The sequence below is a fragment of the Pseudomonas sp. IT-P260 genome, assembly GCF_949768395.1.
Classification (GTDB): domain Bacteria; phylum Pseudomonadota; class Gammaproteobacteria; order Pseudomonadales; family Pseudomonadaceae; genus Aquipseudomonas; species Aquipseudomonas parakoreensis.
Window position 1 is genome coordinate 152,396 of record NZ_CATKPO010000041.1, and the last position, 18,822, is coordinate 171,217.

An 18,822-nucleotide genomic window follows, 5' to 3' on the forward strand; every position below is an offset into this window, starting at 1 on the left:
CGGGCAAAACTGCCCACCGTTGTCTCAGGATATTTCACGACGGAATGGCGGCAACGCATTGAGGATCGCCTTGCCATAGCGCTGGGTGACCAGGCGCCGATCGAGCAAGGTGATGGTGCCGCGGTCTTCTTCGGTGCGCAGCAGGCGGCCGCAGGCCTGAACCAGTTTCAAGGAGGCGTCGGGCACCGAGATTTCCATGAACGGATTGCCGCCCCGGGCCTCGATCCACTCCGACAGCGCCGCCTCGACCGGATCGTCCGGCACCGAGAACGGGATCTTGGCGATCACTACGTGTTCGCAATAGGCGCCCGGCAAGTCCACCCCTTCGGCGAAACTGGCGAGGCCGAACAGCACGCTGGCATCGCCGCCATCGACCCGCGCCTTGTGCTTGTTCAGGGTTTCCTGTTTCGACAGGTTGCCTTGAATGAACACTTGTTTGCGCCAGTCGCGGTCGAGGCCGTCGAACACGTCCTGCATCTGTTTGCGCGAAGAGAACAGCACCAGACTGCCGCGCGAGCCTTCCACCAGGTCCGGCAGATCGCGGATGATCGCCGCCGTGTGGGCCGCCGCATCACGCGGATCAGCCTTGAGGTCCGGCACGCGCAACACGCCGGCGTCGGCATGATGAAACGGGCTCGGCACCACAGCGGTGACGGCTTTCTTCGGCAGCCCGGCGCGCATGCGAAAGCGGTCGAAGGTGCCCAGCGCGGTCAGCGTTGCCGACGTTACGAGGCAGCCGTAGGCGACGTTCCACAGGCTGCGGCGCAAGGTTTCTGCGGCGAGAATCGGGCTGGCGTTGACCTCGATGTCGAACAGCGAGCCGCTTTCGGCCAGCGTCAGCCAGCGGGCCATTGGCGGGCTGTCCTCCGGGTCTTCGGCGGTGAACGCGGTCCACAGTTCCCAGTTGCCCGAGGCGCGGGACAACAGGCTGCCGAACAGCGGATACCACTCTTCGGCCTGATTGCTGGCGATGCCGATGTTGACCTCGCCGTCCATGCCTTCCTTGAGCAGGTCGGTCAGACGGGTGAACAGGTCGTTGAGACGTGAGTAGCCCTTCTTCAGCTCGATGCCCATCTCGCGCATGTGCTCGGGAATTACCCCGCCGACGAAACGATGGCGGGGCCGCTCGCGACCTTCGACGTCTTCGCCGGGTTTGAAATCGGCAATCTGCTCGCACGCGGTGAACATGAACTGCTGCTGGGTCTTGATTTCCCGCGCCAGCTCCGGCACCTGCTCGATCAGCTTGCCGAGGTCGCCCGGCAACGGATGCTGGGCCAACAGTTTGGTGAGGTTCTTCGCCGTGGTTTCCAGCCAGTCGGCGGTGGAACGCAGGCGCGTGTAATGAGCGAAGTGGCCGATGGCCTTGTCCGGCAGGTGATGGCCTTCGTCAAACACGTAAATGGTGTCACGCGGATCCGGCAGCACCGCACCGCCGCCGAGGGCCAGGTCAGCCAGCACCATGTCATGGTTGGTGACGATCACATCGACCTTGCCCATGCCTTCACGCGCCTTGTAAAAGGCGCACTGGCCAAAATTCGGGCAATGGCGGTTGGTGCACTGGCTGTGATCGGTGGTCAGTCGCGCCCAGTCTGCATCTTCGAGAGCGTTGGGCCAGCTATCACGGTCGCCGTCCCATTTATTGCCGGCGAGTTTCTCGATCATGCTGGTGAACAGCTTCTGACTGGCCTCATCGACCTCGATCTTGAAGCCTTCTTCTTCAAACAGCTGCGCGGTGGCAGTTTGCGCGTGGCCTTCCTGCAACAACATGTCGAGCTTGGACAGGCACATGTAGCGACCACGGCCCTTGGCCAGCGCAAAGCTGAAGTTCAGCCCGCTGTTGCGCATCAGGTCGGGCAAGTCCTTGTAGACGATCTGCTCTTGCAGGGCCACGGTCGCGGTGGCGATCACCAAACGCTTGCCGGCCAGCTTCGCCGTGGGGATTGCCGCCAGGCTGTAGGCCACGGTCTTGCCGGTACCGGTGCCGGCTTCCACCGCGACAATCGCGGGGTCGCCACTGCGCCGGCCTTCGTCGTCGGTGTCGATATCCCCGAGGACTTTGGCGACTTCGGCGATCATCAGGCGCTGGCCGTAACGCGGTTTGAGGCTCTTGGCTTCAAGAAAACGCGAATAGGCGCCCTGGATCGTGGTTTTGAGTTCAGTGCTGATCATTGAATGTCGGGCGTAAAAACGCTGGATAAATTTTCAGTAGTTCGGATCGGCCGCTATCATACCCCGCTAATCAGTCCCGCGCAGAACGGAGTACCCCAATGACACCTTTTAGCCTCGTTTATCCGCTGCATGTCCTGTCCGCCCTGGTCTGGGTTGGCGGCATGTTTTTCGCCTGGGTGGTCCTGCGCCCGGCGGCGGTGAAGGCGCTCGACGGCCCCGCTCGCCTGACCTTGTGGGTAGAAGTGTTTCAAGGTTTTTTCCGCTGGGTCTGGGTCGCGGTGATCCTGTTGCCGATCAGCGGCGTGGGCATGTTGCATTTGCAGCAGGTCGGTTTCGAGACCGCGCCCAAGTATGTGCAAGTGATGATCGGTCTATATGTGGTGATGACGGCGCTGTTTATCCGGATTCAGGGTTTGATGCTGCCAGAGTTGCGCAAAGCCGTTGAAGCCAAGGAATGGCCGGTGGGTGCGGCGGTGCTGGGGCGGATTCGCCGGGTGGTGGGGATCAATTTGATTGTCGGGTTGGTGCTGGTGGCGATTGCGGCGGCGCGGCCGATGTTCTGACCCGCTGAAGACCTGCACTTTTTGTGGCGAGGGAGCTTGCTCCCGCTGGGCTGCGCAGCAGCCCCAAATCAGCTGACGCGTTCAATCTGACGAAACGCGGTATATGGCGTAGGGGCCGCTACGCGACCCAGCGGGAGCAAGCTCCCTCGCCACAGTTGTGAATAGCGCGGTTATTCAGAGGCGCTGTACGGTCACAGCCCCCGCCGCACCCGTCGGTCCAGGCTGACCATCCGCCCCGGGCTTGCCGTTCTTGCCGCCATCGGCGCGATACACCAGGCAGCCCTTGGACCTGCCACCCTGGCCGGCCTTGCCGCCAATACCCGCCGGGCCTCCAGCGCCGCCCGCGACATTGACCTTGATCAGCTCAGCCGGAAACTCGCGCGGCACTTCCAGGCGCACCAGCGCTCCCGGCGCTCCCGGCTGGCCATCGCTACCGTTGCTGCCATCAAAACCGTGACCGGCCGCGCCCCAAGTGCAGCCCGGATCTTCACCGTTGCCGCCATCGAGGCCAACAAAACCCGGCGCGCCGGTACCGCCGCGAGCATCCACAAACAGTTTTGGCGCGCTCAAGGCCTTGAACTGCAAATTCAGATTGCGTCCGGCACGGGCGGCTTTCTCATACGTGCCCGGCGCACCGCGCGCGGTGATCAGGCTGCCTTCAGACAGTTCGGCACGAATGACTTTCATATCCAGCGCCTGTTCGCTCGGGACGATCGCGATGCGTGCTTCGTGACCCAGACGCAATTCGCCGACGGTCAGCTCGGTCACGTTGGCAGGAATCAGCAAGGTGCCGTAGTCCGCGACGTCCAGCCGCTCCAGCTGCAGTGTGCTGGCCGTGTTGGGCAAACGCATCAGGGAATTGGTTTCGACGCTGACCACCTGGGCGCAGGCCAGAGGACTGATGAGTGCAGCGAGCAGGCAAAGTTTACGCATGGGAAGAAGCCTCCGGAGCGGCCGGGGCCGGGATGGTTTGCAGGTGGAATACGCCGAACAGCAGGATGCGCAGACGGTCGCGCCACGGGTTGGCACGCCCCTTGAGGCGCGAGAACAGCAATTCGAGTACATGCAGCGCCAGCAACAAGGCGCCGGCCAGATTGACCAGCAGATGCAGCGGATGCACAAACGGCAGCAGCAGATTGACCACCACCACGCACCAGAACAGCAGGGTCAGCAAACGCCCCAGCCCCCAGAAAACCTTCATACGCTCCCCCGTCTCGGAATTATTCTTTGGGCGCACAGTAACGGCTTACGCGGGGGATAAGCCAGAGGGGCAAAAGAAAAAACTTTTGTCAGTCGTCGGATCGCTGCCGGTTCGACGATGATCGTCGCCCGGCAGCTCTAGCCTGCGGACTACAGACAAGTCCTAGCGATTGATATGCAACTCCACCCGACGGTTTTTCGCCCGCCCTTCGTCCGTCGCGTTATCGGCCACCGGCTCGCTCTCGCCGCGCCCTTCGCTGGTCAGTTTGGCCGGTTCCAGACCCTGACTCAGCAGATACGCCGCCACACTGCTGGCACGCCGCTCCGACAACGCCTGGTTATAGGCGTCCGAACCCTTGCTGTCGGTATGGCCGATGACTTTGATGCTGACCACGTCGGCATTGCGCAACTTGTCCATCAGCGTATCGAGCTGGGCTTTGGCGGCCGGGGTCAGGTCCGACTTGTCGAAATCGAACAACACATTGCCGGCATCGCTGAGGGTGATGACTTCCGATTGCGGTGCAGGCTCGGGCGCTTTTTCCGTGACCGGGTATTGCGGCAACGGACAACCACGATGATCGACCGGGGTATTGGCCGGAGTGTCCGGACAACGGTCGCGGCGATCGAACACGCCATCGCCATCTTCATCGCCATCCTGGGCATAACAGATCAGCCCACCCGTGAGGATCCCCAACGCGGCACCGCCGCCGGCCCAGCCGCCACTTTCAATGGCGCCAAGGCCGCCACCGACCAGCCCGCCGATCAGGCTGCAAATCGGCCACGTACGTTGATTGAGGGGGGCGTCGCCGTCGCTGTGAGTGGCGCAACCGGTGAGCAAGCTGCCCAGCAGCAGCACCGGCAAGACGGACCTTGAGAAAACAGTCATTGTGAAAGCTCCTGTGTCACCGGCCCATACCGGTTACACAGGAGTAAAGACGCGCATCCGCGACTGCACAAGCCGCGGATGCGTGAGGGGCTAGCGGACGATTTTGATTTCGGTACGACGGTTCTGTGCGCGACCGTCAGCGGTTTTGTTATCCGCCACTGGCTGGCTTTCACCCATGCCCGAGACCGAAACGAAGCTGGCACGCGGCACACCTTGCTGGATCAGGTATTCCACCACCGAGTGCGCACGACGATCCGACAGTTTCTTGTTGTAGGCATCACTGCCCACGCTGTCGGTGTGACCGGTCACGGTCAGTTGCGCCGTGGACGACTCTTGTTTCAGGCGCGCGGCAACTTTGTCCAGCACCTGTTTATCGGAGCCGGTCAGGGTGGCTTTGTCGAACTGGAAGTGCACATCGCGGATGACGATGGTTTCTTCCTTGACCACAACCGCCTCTTCTACCACAGGCGCCGGGGCTGGTGGAGGGCAGCCGTCAGCATCGACCTGCACGCCTTTAGGCGTGTGCGGGCACTTGTCGCGGCTGTCCGGCACACCATCGCCGTCTTCGTCGCCATCACCGTGCACCCAGCAATAGGCCGCTGCCGTACCGCCGACCAACAGTGCGCCGTAGCCGGCCCACGCCGAACTTTCCGTCGCACCGAGACCGGCCCCGACCACACCGCCGACCGCCGCACAGGTCGGCCAATCGGTTTTCTGCAAACCTGCGCAACCAGTCAACACACTGGTTAGCAGAATCAAAGGTAATGCTGTCCGAACTATGCTCATCTGGTTTTCTCCTGAGGGATCGGCTTAGAACCGATTCACGGAGTAAAGACCGGAGTTTTAATCTCCGCCAGCAATAGGCCACTGGCATTTGGGACCGTGTTCACAGGGATTCGGCACTTTTGCCACGCGCGACAAATCGGGGTCTAGGCCGGATCCGTCTGGCGCGCTAGTCTTGGCGATCTGATTGAGGAGCTTCGATGAACGTCGCCATTTCTTCGCGCACGCCGCAACAGGCGCTGGCTGCTTTACTGGATCGCTACGCCCCGGCGCGTTTGCTGCTGATCGGCGCCAGCGAGTTTCCGGCGCTCGCCGCTTTCAAACAGGCTCACCCGGATTGCTGCGTAGCCCACGCCGAACCCGGTGCGTTGCCCGCCGAACTCGCGGCGCGGCGCTTCGACCTGGCGCTGGTGGTCGATTGCCTGGAGCACTTGCCCAAGCGTGACGGCCTGAACCTGCTGGGCGGGATTCGCAACCTCAACGCCAGTCGCATTGCGGTGCTGGCGGATCTGCCAGCCAGCGGCTGGCAGGAAACCGATTTCTACTCGCTGGCGCTTCAAGCCAGTGAGCGCTTTCAGCGTGACGAGCAGGTACTGACCCTGTTCACTTACGATCTGCTTGACTACAAGCAAGTCCCCGACTGGCTCAACTCGCGGTTCTGGGCCAATCCGGAAAACTTCGGCAAATACTGGTGGTAATGCAATGAGTACAGCCATTTGCCCATGCGGCAGCGGCAACCTGCTGCAGGCCTGCTGCGGTCCCTACCACGAAGGCCACCCGGCGCCGTGCGCCGAAGCGTTGATGCGGTCGCGCTACAGCGCCTACGTTTTGGGGCTGATCGATTATCTGGTGGCCACTACCCTGCCCGCCCAGCAGGCCGGTCTGGATCGCCAGTCAATCAGTGCCTGGAGCGCGCAAAGCACCTGGCTCGGCCTTGAGGTCGAAAGCTCGGAAGTGTTCGGCGGCCAGCCCGAGCACGCCTTCGTCACCTTCACCGCGCGCTGGCACGACAGCCAGGGCGAACACAGCCACCGCGAGCGCTCTTCATTCGTGCAGAACGCCGGGCGCTGGTACTTCATCGACCCGACCGTGCAGTTGAAGCTGGGGCGCAATGACGCGTGTCCATGTGCCAGCGGGCAGAAGTTCAAGAAGTGCTGTGCGGGGTATTTCGGCGCATAAGATCAAAAGCTCGCAGCCTGCGGCAGCGCCTACAGAGGACGCGACTCGTGTAGGCGCTGCCGCAGGCTGCGATCTTTTAGCGTCTAGACTGCCAGCAAAGGGAGTTAACTCATGCTCGGACTATGGCGCACACTCAACATTCTTCCCCTGTTGCTGATCCTGAACCTCGGCGGTTGCGCCTCATGGTTCAGCGACGACAGCGTCGACCCCGCCGTCCACCTCGTGAAAGTCGAGGTGGTGCGGGCCAAATTGCTCGAACAGAAATTCATCCTGCATTTTCGCATCGACAATCCCAACGACAGCGACCTGACCGTGCGCGGCATGGAATACCGCATTCATCTGGCGGATATGTTGTTGGCCGAAGGCGAGCATGAACACTGGATCACCGTGGGGCCGAAAAGCAGCGCGTTCTATCGGATACCCATCCGCACCAACCTGTGGCCACGGGTCAAGGACGTGGTGAAAATGCTGAAAAGTCCGCACCAGCAGGTGCCTTACCGACTGCAAGGCGAGATGGAAACCGGTTTATTCATCGCCCACTACGTGCACCTGGAGCGCAATGGCGTGATAATCCCCGCCGATTTAATTCCGGAGCACAACCGATGACTCAGCAACCTCATGTCCATGGCCCTGACTGCAACCACGATCATGACCATCATCACGATCACGACCATGGCCATGTCCACGGCCCGAACTGCGGCCACGCTCACCAGGAACCGGTGCGCAACGCCCTGAAAGACGTCGGTCGCAACGACCCTTGCCCTTGCGGCAACGGCAAGAAATTCAAGAAGTGCCACGGCGCTTGATGTTTCGGGTGAAGATACTCTTCGCCTGACACATTGCCTTCGCGAGCAAGCTCGCTCCCACAGTTGACCGCATTCCTGCTGCCTGAACGCAGTCGACTGGGGAGCTGGCTTGCCAGCGATGAGGCCGGCACATCCAGCATTGATGCAGCCTCACGCTCCGCTATCGCTGGCAAGCCAGCTCCCACCGGTTTCTCAGGCGACTGCGAGAATCTGCGCAGCACTGACCACCGTCGCATACTCCCCGTGCACATTCCCCAGCGACATCCCGTGCACCTCTTCGGCTGAACGCGGTGTACCGAAATAATCGGCCTTGTCGAAGGTAAAACACGCGTCCTCTGCCACCCAGGCGTCAAATCCCAGATTGCCCGCCGTACGCGCTGTGGATTCCACCGAGTTGTGGGTCGCCACACCGACAATGATCAATTGCCCGATCCCGGTCTCACGCAACCGCGCCTCCAGCCCCGTGGCGCAAAACGCGTCCGGCACCTGTTTCTGGATCAGCCATTCGCCGTCCTGCGGCATGAATCGCTGCTGAATCTCCACCCCTGACTGCCCGGGCCAGAACACCGAATCCGCCTCACGGGACAGATGCTGCACATGAATCACCGGCCGCCCGCTGCTGCGCCATGCCCTCAGCAAATCAAGCATGCGTTCTTCGGCCTGCGGATTATTCCGTCGGCCCAGGCGCGGCTGCAGAATGCCTTGTTGCTGGTCGATGATGATCAGTGCAGCGTTGGCCTTGAGCTCCATGGCGTTTTTTTCTCATGCGGGGTCAGTGAATTTCCCGCACTTCAGCATCACCGCCACGGGGTGAGCAAGCTCTGATTCAACCCGATCAAGGATCGCCCGGCGACGGTGAACGCGTATGTCTTGGTGCAGAAGATCAACCCGCCGAAATCCTGATATCTGGATGGATTGTTGTTGTGGCGAGGGAGCTTGCTCCCGCTGGAGTGCGAAGCGCTCCCAAACTGGTCGCCGCGATCTATCAGAAAAATGCGCAGTCTGGATAACGACTGCTGCGCAGCCGAGCGGGAGCAAGCTCCCTCGCCACAAAAACACTGTTATCTCTGCAGATTTGCGGTTGGTCAGACAAATACAGAAATAACCACTCGACCCGCTTGCGCGGCCACCGCCTGCTCACTAACGTAGCGGCTTTATTGCGCCCCCAGCCTCTACACCCCCGCAGGAGCTTTGCCATGGCCTCGCCAGCCCTCACACATTTTCTTCCCCGGTTCGGCGTTGCCGCAGCAGTGACCGGTGTCTTGAGCCTGTCCGGTTGCCAGACCTGGAACGCTCAGGACACCCTCCCGCCCACCTCCGGCGTGCAAGCGCTCAAGGGGCTGGCACAGAACGTTTCGGTGCGTCGCAATGCGATGGGCATGCCGTTGATCGAAAGCAACAGCTTCCACGACGCACTGTTCACCCTCGGTTACGTGCATGCCAGCGACCGCATCAACCAGATGGTCACCCTGCGCCTGCTGGCCCAAGGCCGTCTGGCGGAAATGTCCGGCGCCTCGATGCTCGACGCCGACCGCTACATGCGCGCGGTCAACCTGAAGAAAAGCGCCGACGAGCTGTACAAGGCCTCGTCGCCCCGCCTCAAGCGTTTCTTTGAAGTCTATGCGCGGGGCGTCAACGCCTACCTGTTCCGCTACGCCGACAAACTGCCAGGCGACCTCGCGTCCAGCGGCTACAAACCGGAATACTGGAAACCGGAAGATTCGGCGCTGATCTTTGCGTTGCTGAACTTCAGCCAGTCGGCCAACCTGCCGGAAGAGATTTCCTCGCTGGTGCTGGCGCAAACCGTGACCACCGACAAACTCGCCTGGCTGACCCCGTCCGCTCCGGACGAAAACCTGCCGCTGGCCGAAGCCGACAAGCTGCAAGGCCTGAAACTCAACGGACAGATCCCTGGCTTGAGCGAACTGAGCAACGCCAGCCAACAATTGGCAGCGGTGAATCTGCTGGGCGCCAGCACCTCGAACAACTGGGCGATCGCCCCGCAACGCAGCCGCAGCGGCAAGAGCCTTCTTGCCAGCGACAGTCATGGGCCCTTGGCCGCGCCGTCGCTGTGGACCTTCGTGCAGATCCGCGCGCCGAAATATCAGGCTGCCGGCGTCACCGTCGCCGGCTTGCCGATGGTACTCGGCGGTTTCAACGGCAAAGTGGCGTGGAGCGCCACCAGCGTGCTCGGCGACAACCAGGACCTGTTCCTGGAAAAAATCCGCCGTCAGGGCAGCAGCCTGACCTACGAGGTCAACGGCAAATGGCAGCCGCTGGGCGTGCGCAACGAAACCTATTTCGTCAAAGGCCAGCGGCCGATTCGCGAAGCGGTGTACGAAACCCGTCACGGTGCACTGCTCAACAGTGCCCAGGCTGCGGCACAGGGCAACGGTTTTGGCCTGGCCCTGCAAACCCCGAACTTTACCGACGACAAATCGCTGGACGCTTTTTTCGACCTGACCCGCGCGCAGAACGTTGAACGCGCTTCGGACGCCAGTCGCGAAATCCGCGCCATCGCCCTGAACATGGTGTTCGCCGACGCCAGCAATATTGGCTGGCAAGTCACCGGGCGCTTCCCCAACCGTCGCGAAGGCGAAGGCCTGCTGCCATCGCCGGGCTGGGAAGGTCGTTATGACTGGGACGGTTACGCCGACCCGATGTTGCACCCGTACGATCAGGACCCGATCCAGGGCTGGCTCGGCACTGCCAACCAGCGGGTGATTCCTCACGGCTACGGCATGCAGCTGTCCAACTCATGGGCAGCGCCAGAGCGCGGCGAGCGCTTGGCGGAACTGGCCAACAGCGGCAAACAGGACGGTCGCAGCGTGATTGCCATGCAGTACGATCAGACCACCACGTTTGCCGCCAAGCTGAAAAAAATGTTTGAAGCGCCAGGCATGAAGCAACCGCTGAAACAGGCGATCGACGCCCTGCCGGAAGCCGATCGCAGCAAGGCCCGCGAGGCCTTCAGCCGCTTGATGGCGTTCGACGGCAAACTCAGCCCGACCTCGGCGGATGCGGCGATCTATGAGCTGTTCCTGCAAGCAAGCATGAAGCAGATCTTCCTCGATGAGCTCGGCCCCGAGTCGAGCCCAACGTGGAAAGCCTTTATCGCCAACGGTGACTTGTCTTACTCGGCGCAGGCCGATCACCTGCTCGGTCGCGAAGACAGCCCGTTCTGGGATGACATCCACACCCCGCAGAAAGAAGACAAGGCACAGATTCTGGCGCGCAGTCTGGCGGCCGCGATCAACGCCGGCGACAGTCAGTTGGGTGGCGATCATAAGGCCTGGCAGTGGGGCAAACTGCACAGCTACACATGGAAAAACGCCAACGGCCAGACCGTTCGCGGCCCACTGGCAGCCGGCGGCGATCACACCACGCTCAATACCTCGGCATTTGCCTGGGGTCAGGACTTCAACACCACACGGGCGCCGTCGATGCGTTTCATTGTCGACTTCAGCCAGACCGAACCCTTGATGGGGCAGAACGGTACCGGCCAGTCCGGCAACCCGGCCAGCCCGAATTACCTCAATGGCGTTGATGCGTGGCTCAAGGGTCAATACATCGGTCTGCCGATGCAGCCGCAGAACTTTGACCGGGTTTACGGCAAAAACCGATTGACCCTCACCCCCGGCAAATAAACGCAGTTCCCTTGTGGGAGCGAGCCTGCTCGCGAAGACGGAGGCACAGTCAGAATAGATGTGTCAGTTAAACCGCTTTCGCGAGCAGGCTCGCTCCCACATTGGTTTGCCTGCCGCGAAAAAGTCGATAGAACTTCCAGACTCGCGCCAGCCTCATAGCTAACAAGCCCTCCATTCTGGTAACGACATGGACCTTGTTATCGCCCGCCCCGAAGGTTTGTACTGCCCTGCCGGGGATTTCTATATTGATCCGTGGCGTCCGGTCGAGCGCTCGGTGATCACTCATGCCCACGGCGATCACGCCCGTAACGGCAATCAGCACTACCTTGCAAGCAGCGCGAGCGAAGGGATTTTGCGCGCGCGCCTGGGTCAGGACATCAACCTGCAAACCCTCGCCTACGGCCAGCGGCTGACCCACCACGGCGTGACCTTGAGTTTCCATCCCGCCGGGCATGTGCTGGGTTCGGCCCAGGTGCGTCTGGAATACGGTGGTGAAGTCTGGGTCGCGTCCGGCGACTACAAGATCGAACCCGATGGCACCTGCGCGCCGTTCGAACCGGTGCGCTGCCACACCTTTATCACCGAATCGACCTTCGGCCTGCCGATCTACCGCTGGCAGCCACAGGCGCAGGTGTTCAGCGAAATCAACCAGTGGTGGCAGGCAAACATCGCGGCGGGCAAGGCCAGCGTGCTGTTCTGTTATTCATTCGGCAAGGCTCAGCGGATTCTGCACGGTATCGACGCCAGCCTCGGCCCGATCCTCAGCCACGGCGCCGTCGAGCCGCTGAACCGGGTCTACCGCGAGGCCGGCGTGTACCTGCCGCCGACGATCTACGCCGGCGACATCAAAAAATCCGACCCGATCATGCGTCAGGCGCTGGTCATCGCCCCGCCCTCGGCCGGTGGCAGCACCTGGATGCGCCGGTTCGGTGATTTCAGCGACGCCTTCGCCAGCGGCTGGATGCGCCTGCGCGGCACCCGCCGGCGGCGCGGCGTGGATCGTGGTTTTGTGCTGTCGGATCACGCCGACTGGCCGGGCCTGCTCTGGGCCATCGAACAGACCGGCGCCGAACGGGTGATGGTCACCCACGGCTCGATCGGCGTGCTGGTGCGCCATCTGCGTGAACAAGGCCTGGATGCGCAAGGCTTCAACACCGAATACGGCGACGATGAAGAGGAAAACATTGACGCCGAACCTGCCATCGCCGAGGTGCAAGCATGAAAGCCTTCGCCGAGTTGTATGCCGAACTCGACGCCACCACGTCCAGCAACGCCAAACTGGCCGCCATGCAAGCCTACTTCGCCCAGGCTGCACCGCAAGACGCGGCATGGGCGGTGTACTTTCTGTCGGGCGGGCGCCCGCGACAACTGGTGCCGGTGCGCATCCTGCGCGAACTGGCGGTGGAGGTTTCGGGGCTGCAGCCATGGCTGTTCGAAGAAAGTTATCAATCCGTCGGCGATCTGGCGGAGACCATTTCCCTGGTGCTCCCGGAAAATTCGCACAGCTCCGAGGCCGGCTTGGCCGAATGGATCGAAGACAAGCTGCTGCCGCTGCGCGGTGAAACCCCGGAGTATCTCGCCCGCCAACTGCCCGCACTGTGGTCGCAGCTGGATCGGCCGAGCCTGATGCTGTGCATCAAATTGATCACTGGCAGCTTTCGCGTCGGCGTGTCGAAACTGTTGGTCACTCGCGCATTGGCATCGATGGCCGGCCTCGACAGCAAACGTGTAGCGCAGCGACTGGTGGGTTACACCGACCTGTCGAACCGGCCGAACGCGGCCAGCTACCTGAAACTGATCGCTCCGGAATCCGCCGACGAACACGCTCAGCGCGGCGGCCAGCCCTACCCGTTTTTCCTCGCCCATGCCTTGTCGCAACCGGTGGAGGAGTTCGAAACATTGCTGGGCCCGGCGAGCAACTGGCAGGTGGAATGGAAGTGGGATGGGATCCGCGCGCAGGTGGTCAAACGTGAGGGGCGGTTGTGGGTCTGGTCGCGCGGTGAAGAACTGGTGACCGAACGCTTTCCCGAATTCGATACGTTGATCCACGCGTTACCCGACGGCACGGTGATCGACGGCGAAATCGTGGTCTGGAAAAGCACCCACCCCAGCACTGAAGACGCGTTCGACCCGCAATCGACAGCTGCGCCGGCGGTGCAACCCTTCGCCCTGCTGCAGCAACGCATCGGCCGCAAAACCCTCGACAAGAAGATCCTCGAAGAAGTGCCGGTGGTGGTCCTCGCCTACGACTTGCTGGAGTGGCAGGGCGAAGACTGGCGCAATCGTCCGCAGGCCGAACGGCGTGCGCAACTGGAGCAAGTGATCGCCCAAAGTAACAACCCGGTGTTACTGGCCTCGCCGATGCTCACTGGCAGTGACTGGTTCGATCTGGCCCGGCAGCGTGAAGCCTCACGGCGACTGGGGGTCGAGGGCATGATGCTCAAGGCCCGCGACGCCCTGTATGGCGTGGGCCGGACCAAGGACATGGGCGTGTGGTGGAAGTGGAAGGTCGATCCATTCAGCGTCGATGCGGTTTTGATCTATGCCCAGCGCGGACATGGCCGGCGCGCCAGTCTGTACAGCGATTACACCTTCGCCGTGTGGGACGGCCCGCCTGAGTCCAGCCAACGGGCGCTGGTACCGTTCGCCAAGGCCTATTCGGGGCTGACCGACGAGGAAATGCGCCAAGTCGACAGCATCGTGCGCAAGACCACCGTGGAAAAATTCGGCCCGGTGAGCAGCGTCAAACCGAGTCTGGTGTTCGAACTGGGTTTCGAAGGGATCGCCCTGTCGCGACGGCACAAGAGCGGCATTGCCGTGCGTTTTCCGCGCATGCTGCGCTGGCGGCAGGACAAGACGGTGGATGAGGCCGACAGCCTGGCGACGTTGCAGGATTTACTGGCCTGACCCGGTTTCCGGGGACACTGATCACATCCAACTGAATGAACTCCCTGTGGCGAGGGAGCTTGCTCCCGATCGGCTGCGCAGCAGTCGCAAAAAAGACGGTCAGTCTGAAAAAACCTGGGGAGTGCTTCGCCCTCCAGCGGGAGCAAGCTCCCTCGCCACAATGGCTCATCCCATCACTTGAAAATGCATGCCTCGACCCAACTTGGTGCAGCCTTCAACAACCGCCCGGTTCCGTGCACCAATCCCTTTCCCTCTCCCCTCCCCCAACCTTTTAAAACACTTGTTCGGGACTCTGGTTCGGAAATTGCTACTTTCTATAGGTCGTACGCGTTCCAGTAACAATAATTCTGCGCCACAAGCGCTCATATTGGTTCTTAGGGATTGAATAATGAAAAAAGCATTGCTGACCCTTTCTGCACTGGCGTTGTGCATGGCTGCCGGCTCCGCGCTGGCCAAGGAATACAAAGAGCTGCGTTTTGGCGTTGATCCTTCCTACGCACCGTTCGAGTCGAAAGCGGCCGACGGCAGCCTGGTGGGCTTCGACATCGACCTGGGCAACGCGATCTGCGCCGAGCTGAAGGTCAAGTGCAAATGGGTTGAAAGCGACTTCGACGGCATGATTCCGGGCCTCAACGCCAACAAATTCGACGGTGTGATTTCGTCGATGACCGTAACCCCGGCCCGTGAAAAGGCGATCGATTTCTCCAGCGAACTGTTCTCCGGCCCGACTTCCTATGTGTTCAAGAAGGGTTCCGGCCTGAGCGATGACGTCGCCTCTCTCAAGGGCAAATCCGTCGGTTACGAGCAAGGCACCATCCAGGAAGCCTACGCCAAGGCCGTCCTGGAGAAGGCCGGGGTGAAAATCCAGGCTTACGCCAACCAGGACCAGGTCTACGCCGACCTGAAAAACGGCCGTCTCGACGCCTCGATCCAGGACATGCTGCAAGCCGAACTGGGCTTTTTGAAGTCGCCGGATGGCGCCAACTACGAAGTCAGCAAGCCGGTCGACAGCGAATTGCTGCCAGCCAAAACCGCTGTCGGTATTAAGAAAGGTAACAAAGACCTGAAGGCGCTTTTAGATAAAGGTATCAAAGCGTTACACGATGACGGCAAATACGCCGAGATTCAAAAGAAACACTTTGGCGATCTGAATCTGTACAGCGGTAAATAATGCCCTGGCGCCCATCACTCGATGGGCGCCTTTTCCATCCGCTCAGGTTGCTGATTTATGTTCGAAAACCTCTTACAAAATCTGGGGCTCTCCGCCTTCAGCCTCAAGGGCTTCGGTCCGTTGCTGTTGGAAGGCACCTGGATGACCATCAAATTGTCGGCGTTGTCGCTGCTGGTGGCCGTGTTGCTCGGTCTCTTGGGCGCCAGTGCCAAACTGTCGAAATCCAAACTGCTGCGCCTGCCTGCCCAGCTCTACACCACGCTGATTCGAGGGGTGCCGGATCTGGTGCTGATGCTGTTGATCTTCTACAGCCTGCAAACCTGGCTGACCGCCCTGACCGACGTCATGGAGTGGGATTACATCGAGATCGACTCCTTTACCGCCGGGGTGATCACCCTGGGTTTCATCTATGGCGCGTATTTCACCGAAACCTTCCGTGGGGCGATTCTCGCCGTACCGCGCGGTCAGGTTGAAGCGGCCACTGCCTATGGCCTGAAGCGCGGCCAGCGTTTTCGCTTCGTGGTGTTCCCGCAAATGATGCGCTTCGCCCTGCCGGGCATCGGCAACAACTGGATGGTGATGCTCAAGGCCACCGCGCTGGTGTCGATCATCGGTCTGGCGGATCTGGTCAAAGCCGCGCAGGACGCCGGTAAAAGCACCTATCAACTGTTCTACTTCCTGGTACTCGCCGCCTTGATCTATCTGCTGATCACCAGTGCTTCGAACGTCATCCTGCGCTGGCTTGAGCGCCGTTACGCCGCCGGTGCCCGGGAGGCCGTACGATGATCGAACTCCTGCAGGAATACTGGAAACCCTTCCTTTATACCGACGGCACCAACATCACCGGGCTGGCGATGACGATGTGGTTGCTCAGCGCCTCGATCTTCATCGGGTTCCTGGTGTCGATCCCGCTGTCGATTGCCCGGGTGTCCTCGCACTTCTATGTGCGCTGGCCGGTGCAGTTCTACACCTACCTGTTCCGTGGCACGCCGCTCTACATCCAGTTGCTGATCTGCTACACCGGGATCTACAGCCTGGCCGCAGTGCGCGCGCAGCCGTTGCTCGACAGTTTCTTTCGCGATGCGATGAACTGCACGATCCTCGCGTTTGCCTTGAACACCTGCGCCTACACCACGGAGATTTTCGCCGGGGCGATCCGCAGCATGAACCACGGTGAAGTCGAAGCGGCCAAGGCCTACGGTCTGACCGGCTGGAAGCTGTATGCCTACGTGATCATGCCCTCGGCGCTGCGCCGTTCGTTGCCGTATTACAGCAACGAAGTGATCCTGATGCTGCACTCGACCACCGTGGCCTTCACCGCGACCATCCCCGACATCCTGAAAGTGGCACGGGACGCCAACTCGGCGACCTACCTGACCTTCCAGTCGTTCGGCATCGCCGCGCTGATCTACCTGACCATTACCTTTGCGCTGGTCGGCCTGTTCCGCCTCGCCGAACGCCGATGGCTGGCCTTCCTCGGGCCGACCCACTAGGAAACCCTGTAATGCGACACCAGATCCATGACCTGTTGGCCCCGGTGCCGGGGACCGCACGCCAGATCCACAGCTTCCACTTCGGCCCTGAGCAGGCCCAAGGCAAGATCTACATCCAGTCCTCGCTGCATGCCGACGAAATGCCCGGCATGCTCGTGGCCTGGCACCTCAAGCAGCGCCTGGCGGAGCTGGAAGCCGCCGGGCGCCTGCGCAGTCAGATCGTGCTGGTGCCGGTGGCCAATCCGGTCGGCCTCGAACAAGTGCTGATGGACGTGCCGCTGGGCCGTTACGAGCTGGAGAGCGGGCAGAATTTCAATCGCTGGTTCGTCGACCTCAGCGAAGAAATCGGCAACGACATCGAGGGCCAACTGGGCGACGACCCGCAGCGCAACCTTGAGCTGATCCGCGCCAGCCTGCGCAACGCCCTCGCCCGCCAGACACCCGCCACGCAGCTGCAATCCCAGCGCCTGACCCTGCAACGGCTGGCGTGTGATGCCGACATGGTGCTGGACCTGCATTGCGATTTCGAATCGGTGGTTCACCTCTACACCACGCCCGAGGCGTGGCCGCAGGTCGAGCCGCTGGCGCGTTATATCGAAGCCCAGGCGAGCTTGCTGGCCACCGATTCCGGCGGCCAGTCGTTCGACGAATGCTTCACCCTGCTGTGGTGGCAACTGCAGGAACGCTTTGGCGAGCACTTCGAGATTCCGCTGGGCAGTTTTTCAGTGACCGTGGAGTTGCGCGGCCAGGGTGACGTCAATCACCCGATGGCCAGTCGTGACTGCCAGGCCTTGATCGATTACCTGATCCAGTTCGATGCGATCGTCGGCGAGACCCGGCCGCAACCGCCCTTGCCCTTCCCCGCAACACCTTTGGCCGGTGTCGAGCCGGTCGCGACAGCGGCCGGCGGGCTGCTGGTGTACACCGCGCAAGCCGGCCAGTACCTGCAAGCCGGGCAACAGATTGCCGAAATCATCGACCCGATCAGTGACCGGGTTACCCCCATTTGCTGCACCGCTGCCGGCGTGATGTACGCCCGCTCGCTGCGGCGCATGGCCACTGCCGGCATGGTGATCGCCCACGTGGCCGGCGCCGAAGCCTATCGCAGCGGCTACCTACTTTCGCCTTGAGGATGTCTGTCCCATGTACAAATTGACGGTTGAAGGTCTGCACAAAAGCTATGGCGACCATCAGGTACTCAAAGGCGTTTCGCTCAAGGCCAAAACCGGCGACGTGATCAGCCTGATCGGCGCCAGTGGCTCGGGCAAAAGCACCTTTTTGCGCTGCATCAACTTCCTCGAACAACCCAACGATGGCGCCATGAGCCTCGACGGCCAGGCGATTCGCATGGTCACCGACCGCCACGGCATGCATGTCGCCGACCCGAATGAACTGCAACGCCTGCGCACGCGACTGGCGATGGTGTTCCAGCACTTCAATCTGTGGAGCCACATGACCGTGCTGGAAAACATCACCATGGCCCCGCGCCGGGTGCTGGGTTGCAGCAAACAGGAAGCGGAAGACCGCGCCCGACGTTACCTGGACAAGGTTGGCCTGCCGGCGCGCGTCGCCGATCAGTACCCGGCGTTTCTCTCCGGCGGCCAGCAACAGCGGGTGGCGATCGCCCGGGCGCTGGCGATGGAGCCGGAAGTGATGCTGTTCGACGAACCGACCTCGGCGCTCGACCCGGAGTTGGTGGGTGAGGTGCTGCGAGTGATTCAGGGTCTGGCTGAAGAAGGCCGGACGATGATCATGGTGACCCATGAAATGAGCTTCGCCCGGAAGGTCTCCAGCCAGGTGTTGTTCCTGCATCAAGGCCTGGTGGAAGAAGAAGGCGCGCCGGAAGACGTGCTGGGCAATCCGCGCAGCGAACGGCTGAAGCAGTTCCTCAGCGGAAACCTCAAGTAACCCGAATCTCCAATGTAGGAGCTGCCGCAGGCTGCGATCTTTTGATTTTGAAAGGCAACATCAAAAGATCGCAGCCTGCGGCAGCTCCTACACGGGGATTGCGGCGTGAT

The 18,822-nt window shown here is 61.4% G+C and carries 19 protein-coding genes; 13 read left to right on the plus strand and 6 right to left on the minus strand.

What is annotated here, in order from left to right:
• Window positions 1-24 precede the first annotated feature (24 nt).
• Complete coding sequence (gene dinG, locus ACM6HV_RS21815) at window positions 25-2,169, minus strand: ATP-dependent DNA helicase DinG (protein WP_414905270.1); 2,145 nt, start codon at window positions 2,167-2,169, stop codon at window positions 25-27.
• Window positions 2,170-2,267: 98 nt separating this feature from the next.
• Here dinG and ACM6HV_RS21820 point away from each other — a divergent pair, with 98 nt between their 5' ends.
• A complete protein-coding gene (locus tag ACM6HV_RS21820) occupies window positions 2,268-2,732 on the plus strand; it encodes a CopD family protein (RefSeq protein WP_145597803.1) in 465 nt (154 codons plus the stop codon).
• A gap of 174 nt (window positions 2,733-2,906) precedes the next feature.
• Here ACM6HV_RS21820 and ACM6HV_RS21825 read toward each other — a convergent pair whose 3' ends face one another.
• From ACM6HV_RS21825 to ACM6HV_RS21840, 4 genes are all read right to left on the minus strand, one after another.
• Window positions 2,907-3,665 (minus strand): collagen-like protein, encoded by a 759-nt coding sequence (locus tag ACM6HV_RS21825; protein ID WP_414905271.1) that lies wholly within the window; start codon window positions 3,663-3,665, stop codon window positions 2,907-2,909.
• Entirely contained in the window at window positions 3,658-3,933 is a 276-nt protein-coding gene (locus ACM6HV_RS21830) for a DUF1145 domain-containing protein (RefSeq protein WP_145597799.1), read from the minus strand. Before ACM6HV_RS21830 ends, ACM6HV_RS21825 begins: the two co-directional genes overlap by 8 nt.
• 162 nt (window positions 3,934-4,095) lie before the next feature.
• Window positions 4,096-4,818, minus strand: coding sequence for an OmpA family protein (locus ACM6HV_RS21835; RefSeq protein ID WP_041070617.1), 723 nt, complete (start codon window positions 4,816-4,818; stop codon window positions 4,096-4,098).
• Window positions 4,819-4,908: 90 nt separating this feature from the next.
• A complete protein-coding gene (locus tag ACM6HV_RS21840) occupies window positions 4,909-5,604 on the minus strand; it encodes an OmpA family protein (RefSeq protein ID WP_414905272.1) in 696 nt (231 codons plus the stop codon).
• A 197-nt stretch (window positions 5,605-5,801) separates the two neighbouring features.
• Here ACM6HV_RS21840 and ACM6HV_RS21845 point away from each other — a divergent pair, with 197 nt between their 5' ends.
• The 4 genes from ACM6HV_RS21845 (at window position 5,802) to ACM6HV_RS21860 (ending at window position 7,586) form a co-directional block, all read left to right on the plus strand.
• Complete coding sequence (locus ACM6HV_RS21845) at window positions 5,802-6,299, plus strand: DUF6231 family protein (protein ID WP_041070621.1); 498 nt, start codon at window positions 5,802-5,804, stop codon at window positions 6,297-6,299.
• A gap of 4 nt (window positions 6,300-6,303) precedes the next feature.
• On the plus strand, window positions 6,304-6,780 hold the full coding sequence (locus tag ACM6HV_RS21850; protein ID WP_108181882.1) for a YchJ family protein: 477 nt from the start codon (window positions 6,304-6,306) through the stop codon (window positions 6,778-6,780).
• Window positions 6,781-6,891: 111 nt separating this feature from the next.
• The gene (locus tag ACM6HV_RS21855; protein ID WP_041070625.1) at window positions 6,892-7,386 is read left to right on the plus strand and encodes an LEA type 2 family protein; all 495 of its coding nucleotides are present in this window, start codon (window positions 6,892-6,894) and stop codon (window positions 7,384-7,386) included.
• Complete coding sequence (locus ACM6HV_RS21860) at window positions 7,383-7,586, plus strand: SEC-C metal-binding domain-containing protein (protein ID WP_003198420.1); 204 nt, start codon at window positions 7,383-7,385, stop codon at window positions 7,584-7,586. Before ACM6HV_RS21855 ends, ACM6HV_RS21860 begins: the two co-directional genes overlap by 4 nt.
• Window positions 7,587-7,778: 192 nt before the next feature.
• Here the strand turns inward: ACM6HV_RS21860 and ACM6HV_RS21865 are convergent, their stop codons facing one another.
• On the minus strand, window positions 7,779-8,336 hold the full coding sequence (locus ACM6HV_RS21865) for a cysteine hydrolase family protein (protein ID WP_414905273.1): 558 nt from the start codon (window positions 8,334-8,336) through the stop codon (window positions 7,779-7,781).
• Between the two features lie 446 nt (window positions 8,337-8,782).
• Here ACM6HV_RS21865 and ACM6HV_RS21870 point away from each other — a divergent pair, with 446 nt between their 5' ends.
• The 8 genes from ACM6HV_RS21870 (at window position 8,783) to ACM6HV_RS21905 (ending at window position 18,712) form a co-directional block, all read left to right on the plus strand.
• Entirely contained in the window at window positions 8,783-11,233 is a 2,451-nt protein-coding gene (locus tag ACM6HV_RS21870) for a penicillin acylase family protein (RefSeq protein WP_414905274.1), read from the plus strand.
• A 187-nt stretch (window positions 11,234-11,420) separates the two neighbouring features.
• Entirely contained in the window at window positions 11,421-12,455 is a 1,035-nt protein-coding gene (locus ACM6HV_RS21875) for a ligase-associated DNA damage response exonuclease (RefSeq protein ID WP_047601187.1), read from the plus strand.
• Window positions 12,452-14,140, plus strand: a complete 1,689-nt coding sequence (locus ACM6HV_RS21880) for an ATP-dependent DNA ligase (protein ID WP_414905275.1) — start codon at window positions 12,452-12,454, stop codon at window positions 14,138-14,140. Before ACM6HV_RS21875 ends, ACM6HV_RS21880 begins: the two co-directional genes overlap by 4 nt.
• A gap of 388 nt (window positions 14,141-14,528) precedes the next feature.
• The gene (locus ACM6HV_RS21885; RefSeq protein ID WP_064586299.1) at window positions 14,529-15,311 is read left to right on the plus strand and encodes a transporter substrate-binding domain-containing protein; all 783 of its coding nucleotides are present in this window, start codon (window positions 14,529-14,531) and stop codon (window positions 15,309-15,311) included.
• A 57-nt stretch (window positions 15,312-15,368) separates the two neighbouring features.
• Window positions 15,369-16,097 (plus strand): ABC transporter permease, encoded by a 729-nt coding sequence (locus ACM6HV_RS21890; protein ID WP_003222319.1) that lies wholly within the window; start codon window positions 15,369-15,371, stop codon window positions 16,095-16,097.
• Window positions 16,094-16,804, plus strand: a complete 711-nt coding sequence (locus ACM6HV_RS21895) for an ABC transporter permease (protein WP_041070638.1) — start codon at window positions 16,094-16,096, stop codon at window positions 16,802-16,804. The genes ACM6HV_RS21890 and ACM6HV_RS21895 overlap by 4 nt, the downstream gene beginning before the upstream one ends.
• Window positions 16,805-16,815: 11 nt before the next feature.
• Window positions 16,816-17,934, plus strand: coding sequence for a succinylglutamate desuccinylase/aspartoacylase family protein (locus ACM6HV_RS21900; protein WP_414905276.1), 1,119 nt, complete (start codon window positions 16,816-16,818; stop codon window positions 17,932-17,934).
• 13 nt (window positions 17,935-17,947) lie between these two features.
• On the plus strand, window positions 17,948-18,712 hold the full coding sequence (locus tag ACM6HV_RS21905; RefSeq protein ID WP_123586990.1) for an ABC transporter ATP-binding protein: 765 nt from the start codon (window positions 17,948-17,950) through the stop codon (window positions 18,710-18,712).
• Window positions 18,713-18,822: the final 110 nt, after the last annotated feature.

What these genes read in the sequence shown, in the direction of transcription:
- dinG (WP_414905270.1), bottom strand. Translation starts at nt 2,169, where the DNA reads ATGATCAGCACTGAACTCAAAACCACGATCCAGGGCGCCTATTCGCGT.
- ACM6HV_RS21820 (WP_145597803.1), top strand. Translation starts at nt 2,268, where the DNA reads ATGACACCTTTTAGCCTCGTTTATCCGCTGCATGTCCTGTCCGCCCTG.
- ACM6HV_RS21825 (WP_414905271.1), bottom strand. Translation starts at nt 3,665, where the DNA reads ATGCGTAAACTTTGCCTGCTCGCTGCACTCATCAGTCCTCTGGCCTGC.
- ACM6HV_RS21830 (WP_145597799.1), bottom strand. Translation starts at nt 3,933, where the DNA reads ATGAAGGTTTTCTGGGGGCTGGGGCGTTTGCTGACCCTGCTGTTCTGG.
- ACM6HV_RS21835 (WP_041070617.1), bottom strand. Translation starts at nt 4,818, where the DNA reads ATGACTGTTTTCTCAAGGTCCGTCTTGCCGGTGCTGCTGCTGGGCAGC.
- ACM6HV_RS21840 (WP_414905272.1), bottom strand. Translation starts at nt 5,604, where the DNA reads ATGAGCATAGTTCGGACAGCATTACCTTTGATTCTGCTAACCAGTGTG.
- ACM6HV_RS21845 (WP_041070621.1), top strand. Translation starts at nt 5,802, where the DNA reads ATGAACGTCGCCATTTCTTCGCGCACGCCGCAACAGGCGCTGGCTGCT.
- ACM6HV_RS21850 (WP_108181882.1), top strand. Translation starts at nt 6,304, where the DNA reads ATGAGTACAGCCATTTGCCCATGCGGCAGCGGCAACCTGCTGCAGGCC.
- ACM6HV_RS21855 (WP_041070625.1), top strand. Translation starts at nt 6,892, where the DNA reads ATGCTCGGACTATGGCGCACACTCAACATTCTTCCCCTGTTGCTGATC.
- ACM6HV_RS21860 (WP_003198420.1), top strand. Translation starts at nt 7,383, where the DNA reads ATGACTCAGCAACCTCATGTCCATGGCCCTGACTGCAACCACGATCAT.
- ACM6HV_RS21865 (WP_414905273.1), bottom strand. Translation starts at nt 8,336, where the DNA reads ATGGAGCTCAAGGCCAACGCTGCACTGATCATCATCGACCAGCAACAA.
- ACM6HV_RS21870 (WP_414905274.1), top strand. Translation starts at nt 8,783, where the DNA reads ATGGCCTCGCCAGCCCTCACACATTTTCTTCCCCGGTTCGGCGTTGCC.
- ACM6HV_RS21875 (WP_047601187.1), top strand. Translation starts at nt 11,421, where the DNA reads ATGGACCTTGTTATCGCCCGCCCCGAAGGTTTGTACTGCCCTGCCGGG.
- ACM6HV_RS21880 (WP_414905275.1), top strand. Translation starts at nt 12,452, where the DNA reads ATGAAAGCCTTCGCCGAGTTGTATGCCGAACTCGACGCCACCACGTCC.
- ACM6HV_RS21885 (WP_064586299.1), top strand. Translation starts at nt 14,529, where the DNA reads ATGAAAAAAGCATTGCTGACCCTTTCTGCACTGGCGTTGTGCATGGCT.
- ACM6HV_RS21890 (WP_003222319.1), top strand. Translation starts at nt 15,369, where the DNA reads ATGTTCGAAAACCTCTTACAAAATCTGGGGCTCTCCGCCTTCAGCCTC.
- ACM6HV_RS21895 (WP_041070638.1), top strand. Translation starts at nt 16,094, where the DNA reads ATGATCGAACTCCTGCAGGAATACTGGAAACCCTTCCTTTATACCGAC.
- ACM6HV_RS21900 (WP_414905276.1), top strand. Translation starts at nt 16,816, where the DNA reads ATGCGACACCAGATCCATGACCTGTTGGCCCCGGTGCCGGGGACCGCA.
- ACM6HV_RS21905 (WP_123586990.1), top strand. Translation starts at nt 17,948, where the DNA reads ATGTACAAATTGACGGTTGAAGGTCTGCACAAAAGCTATGGCGACCAT.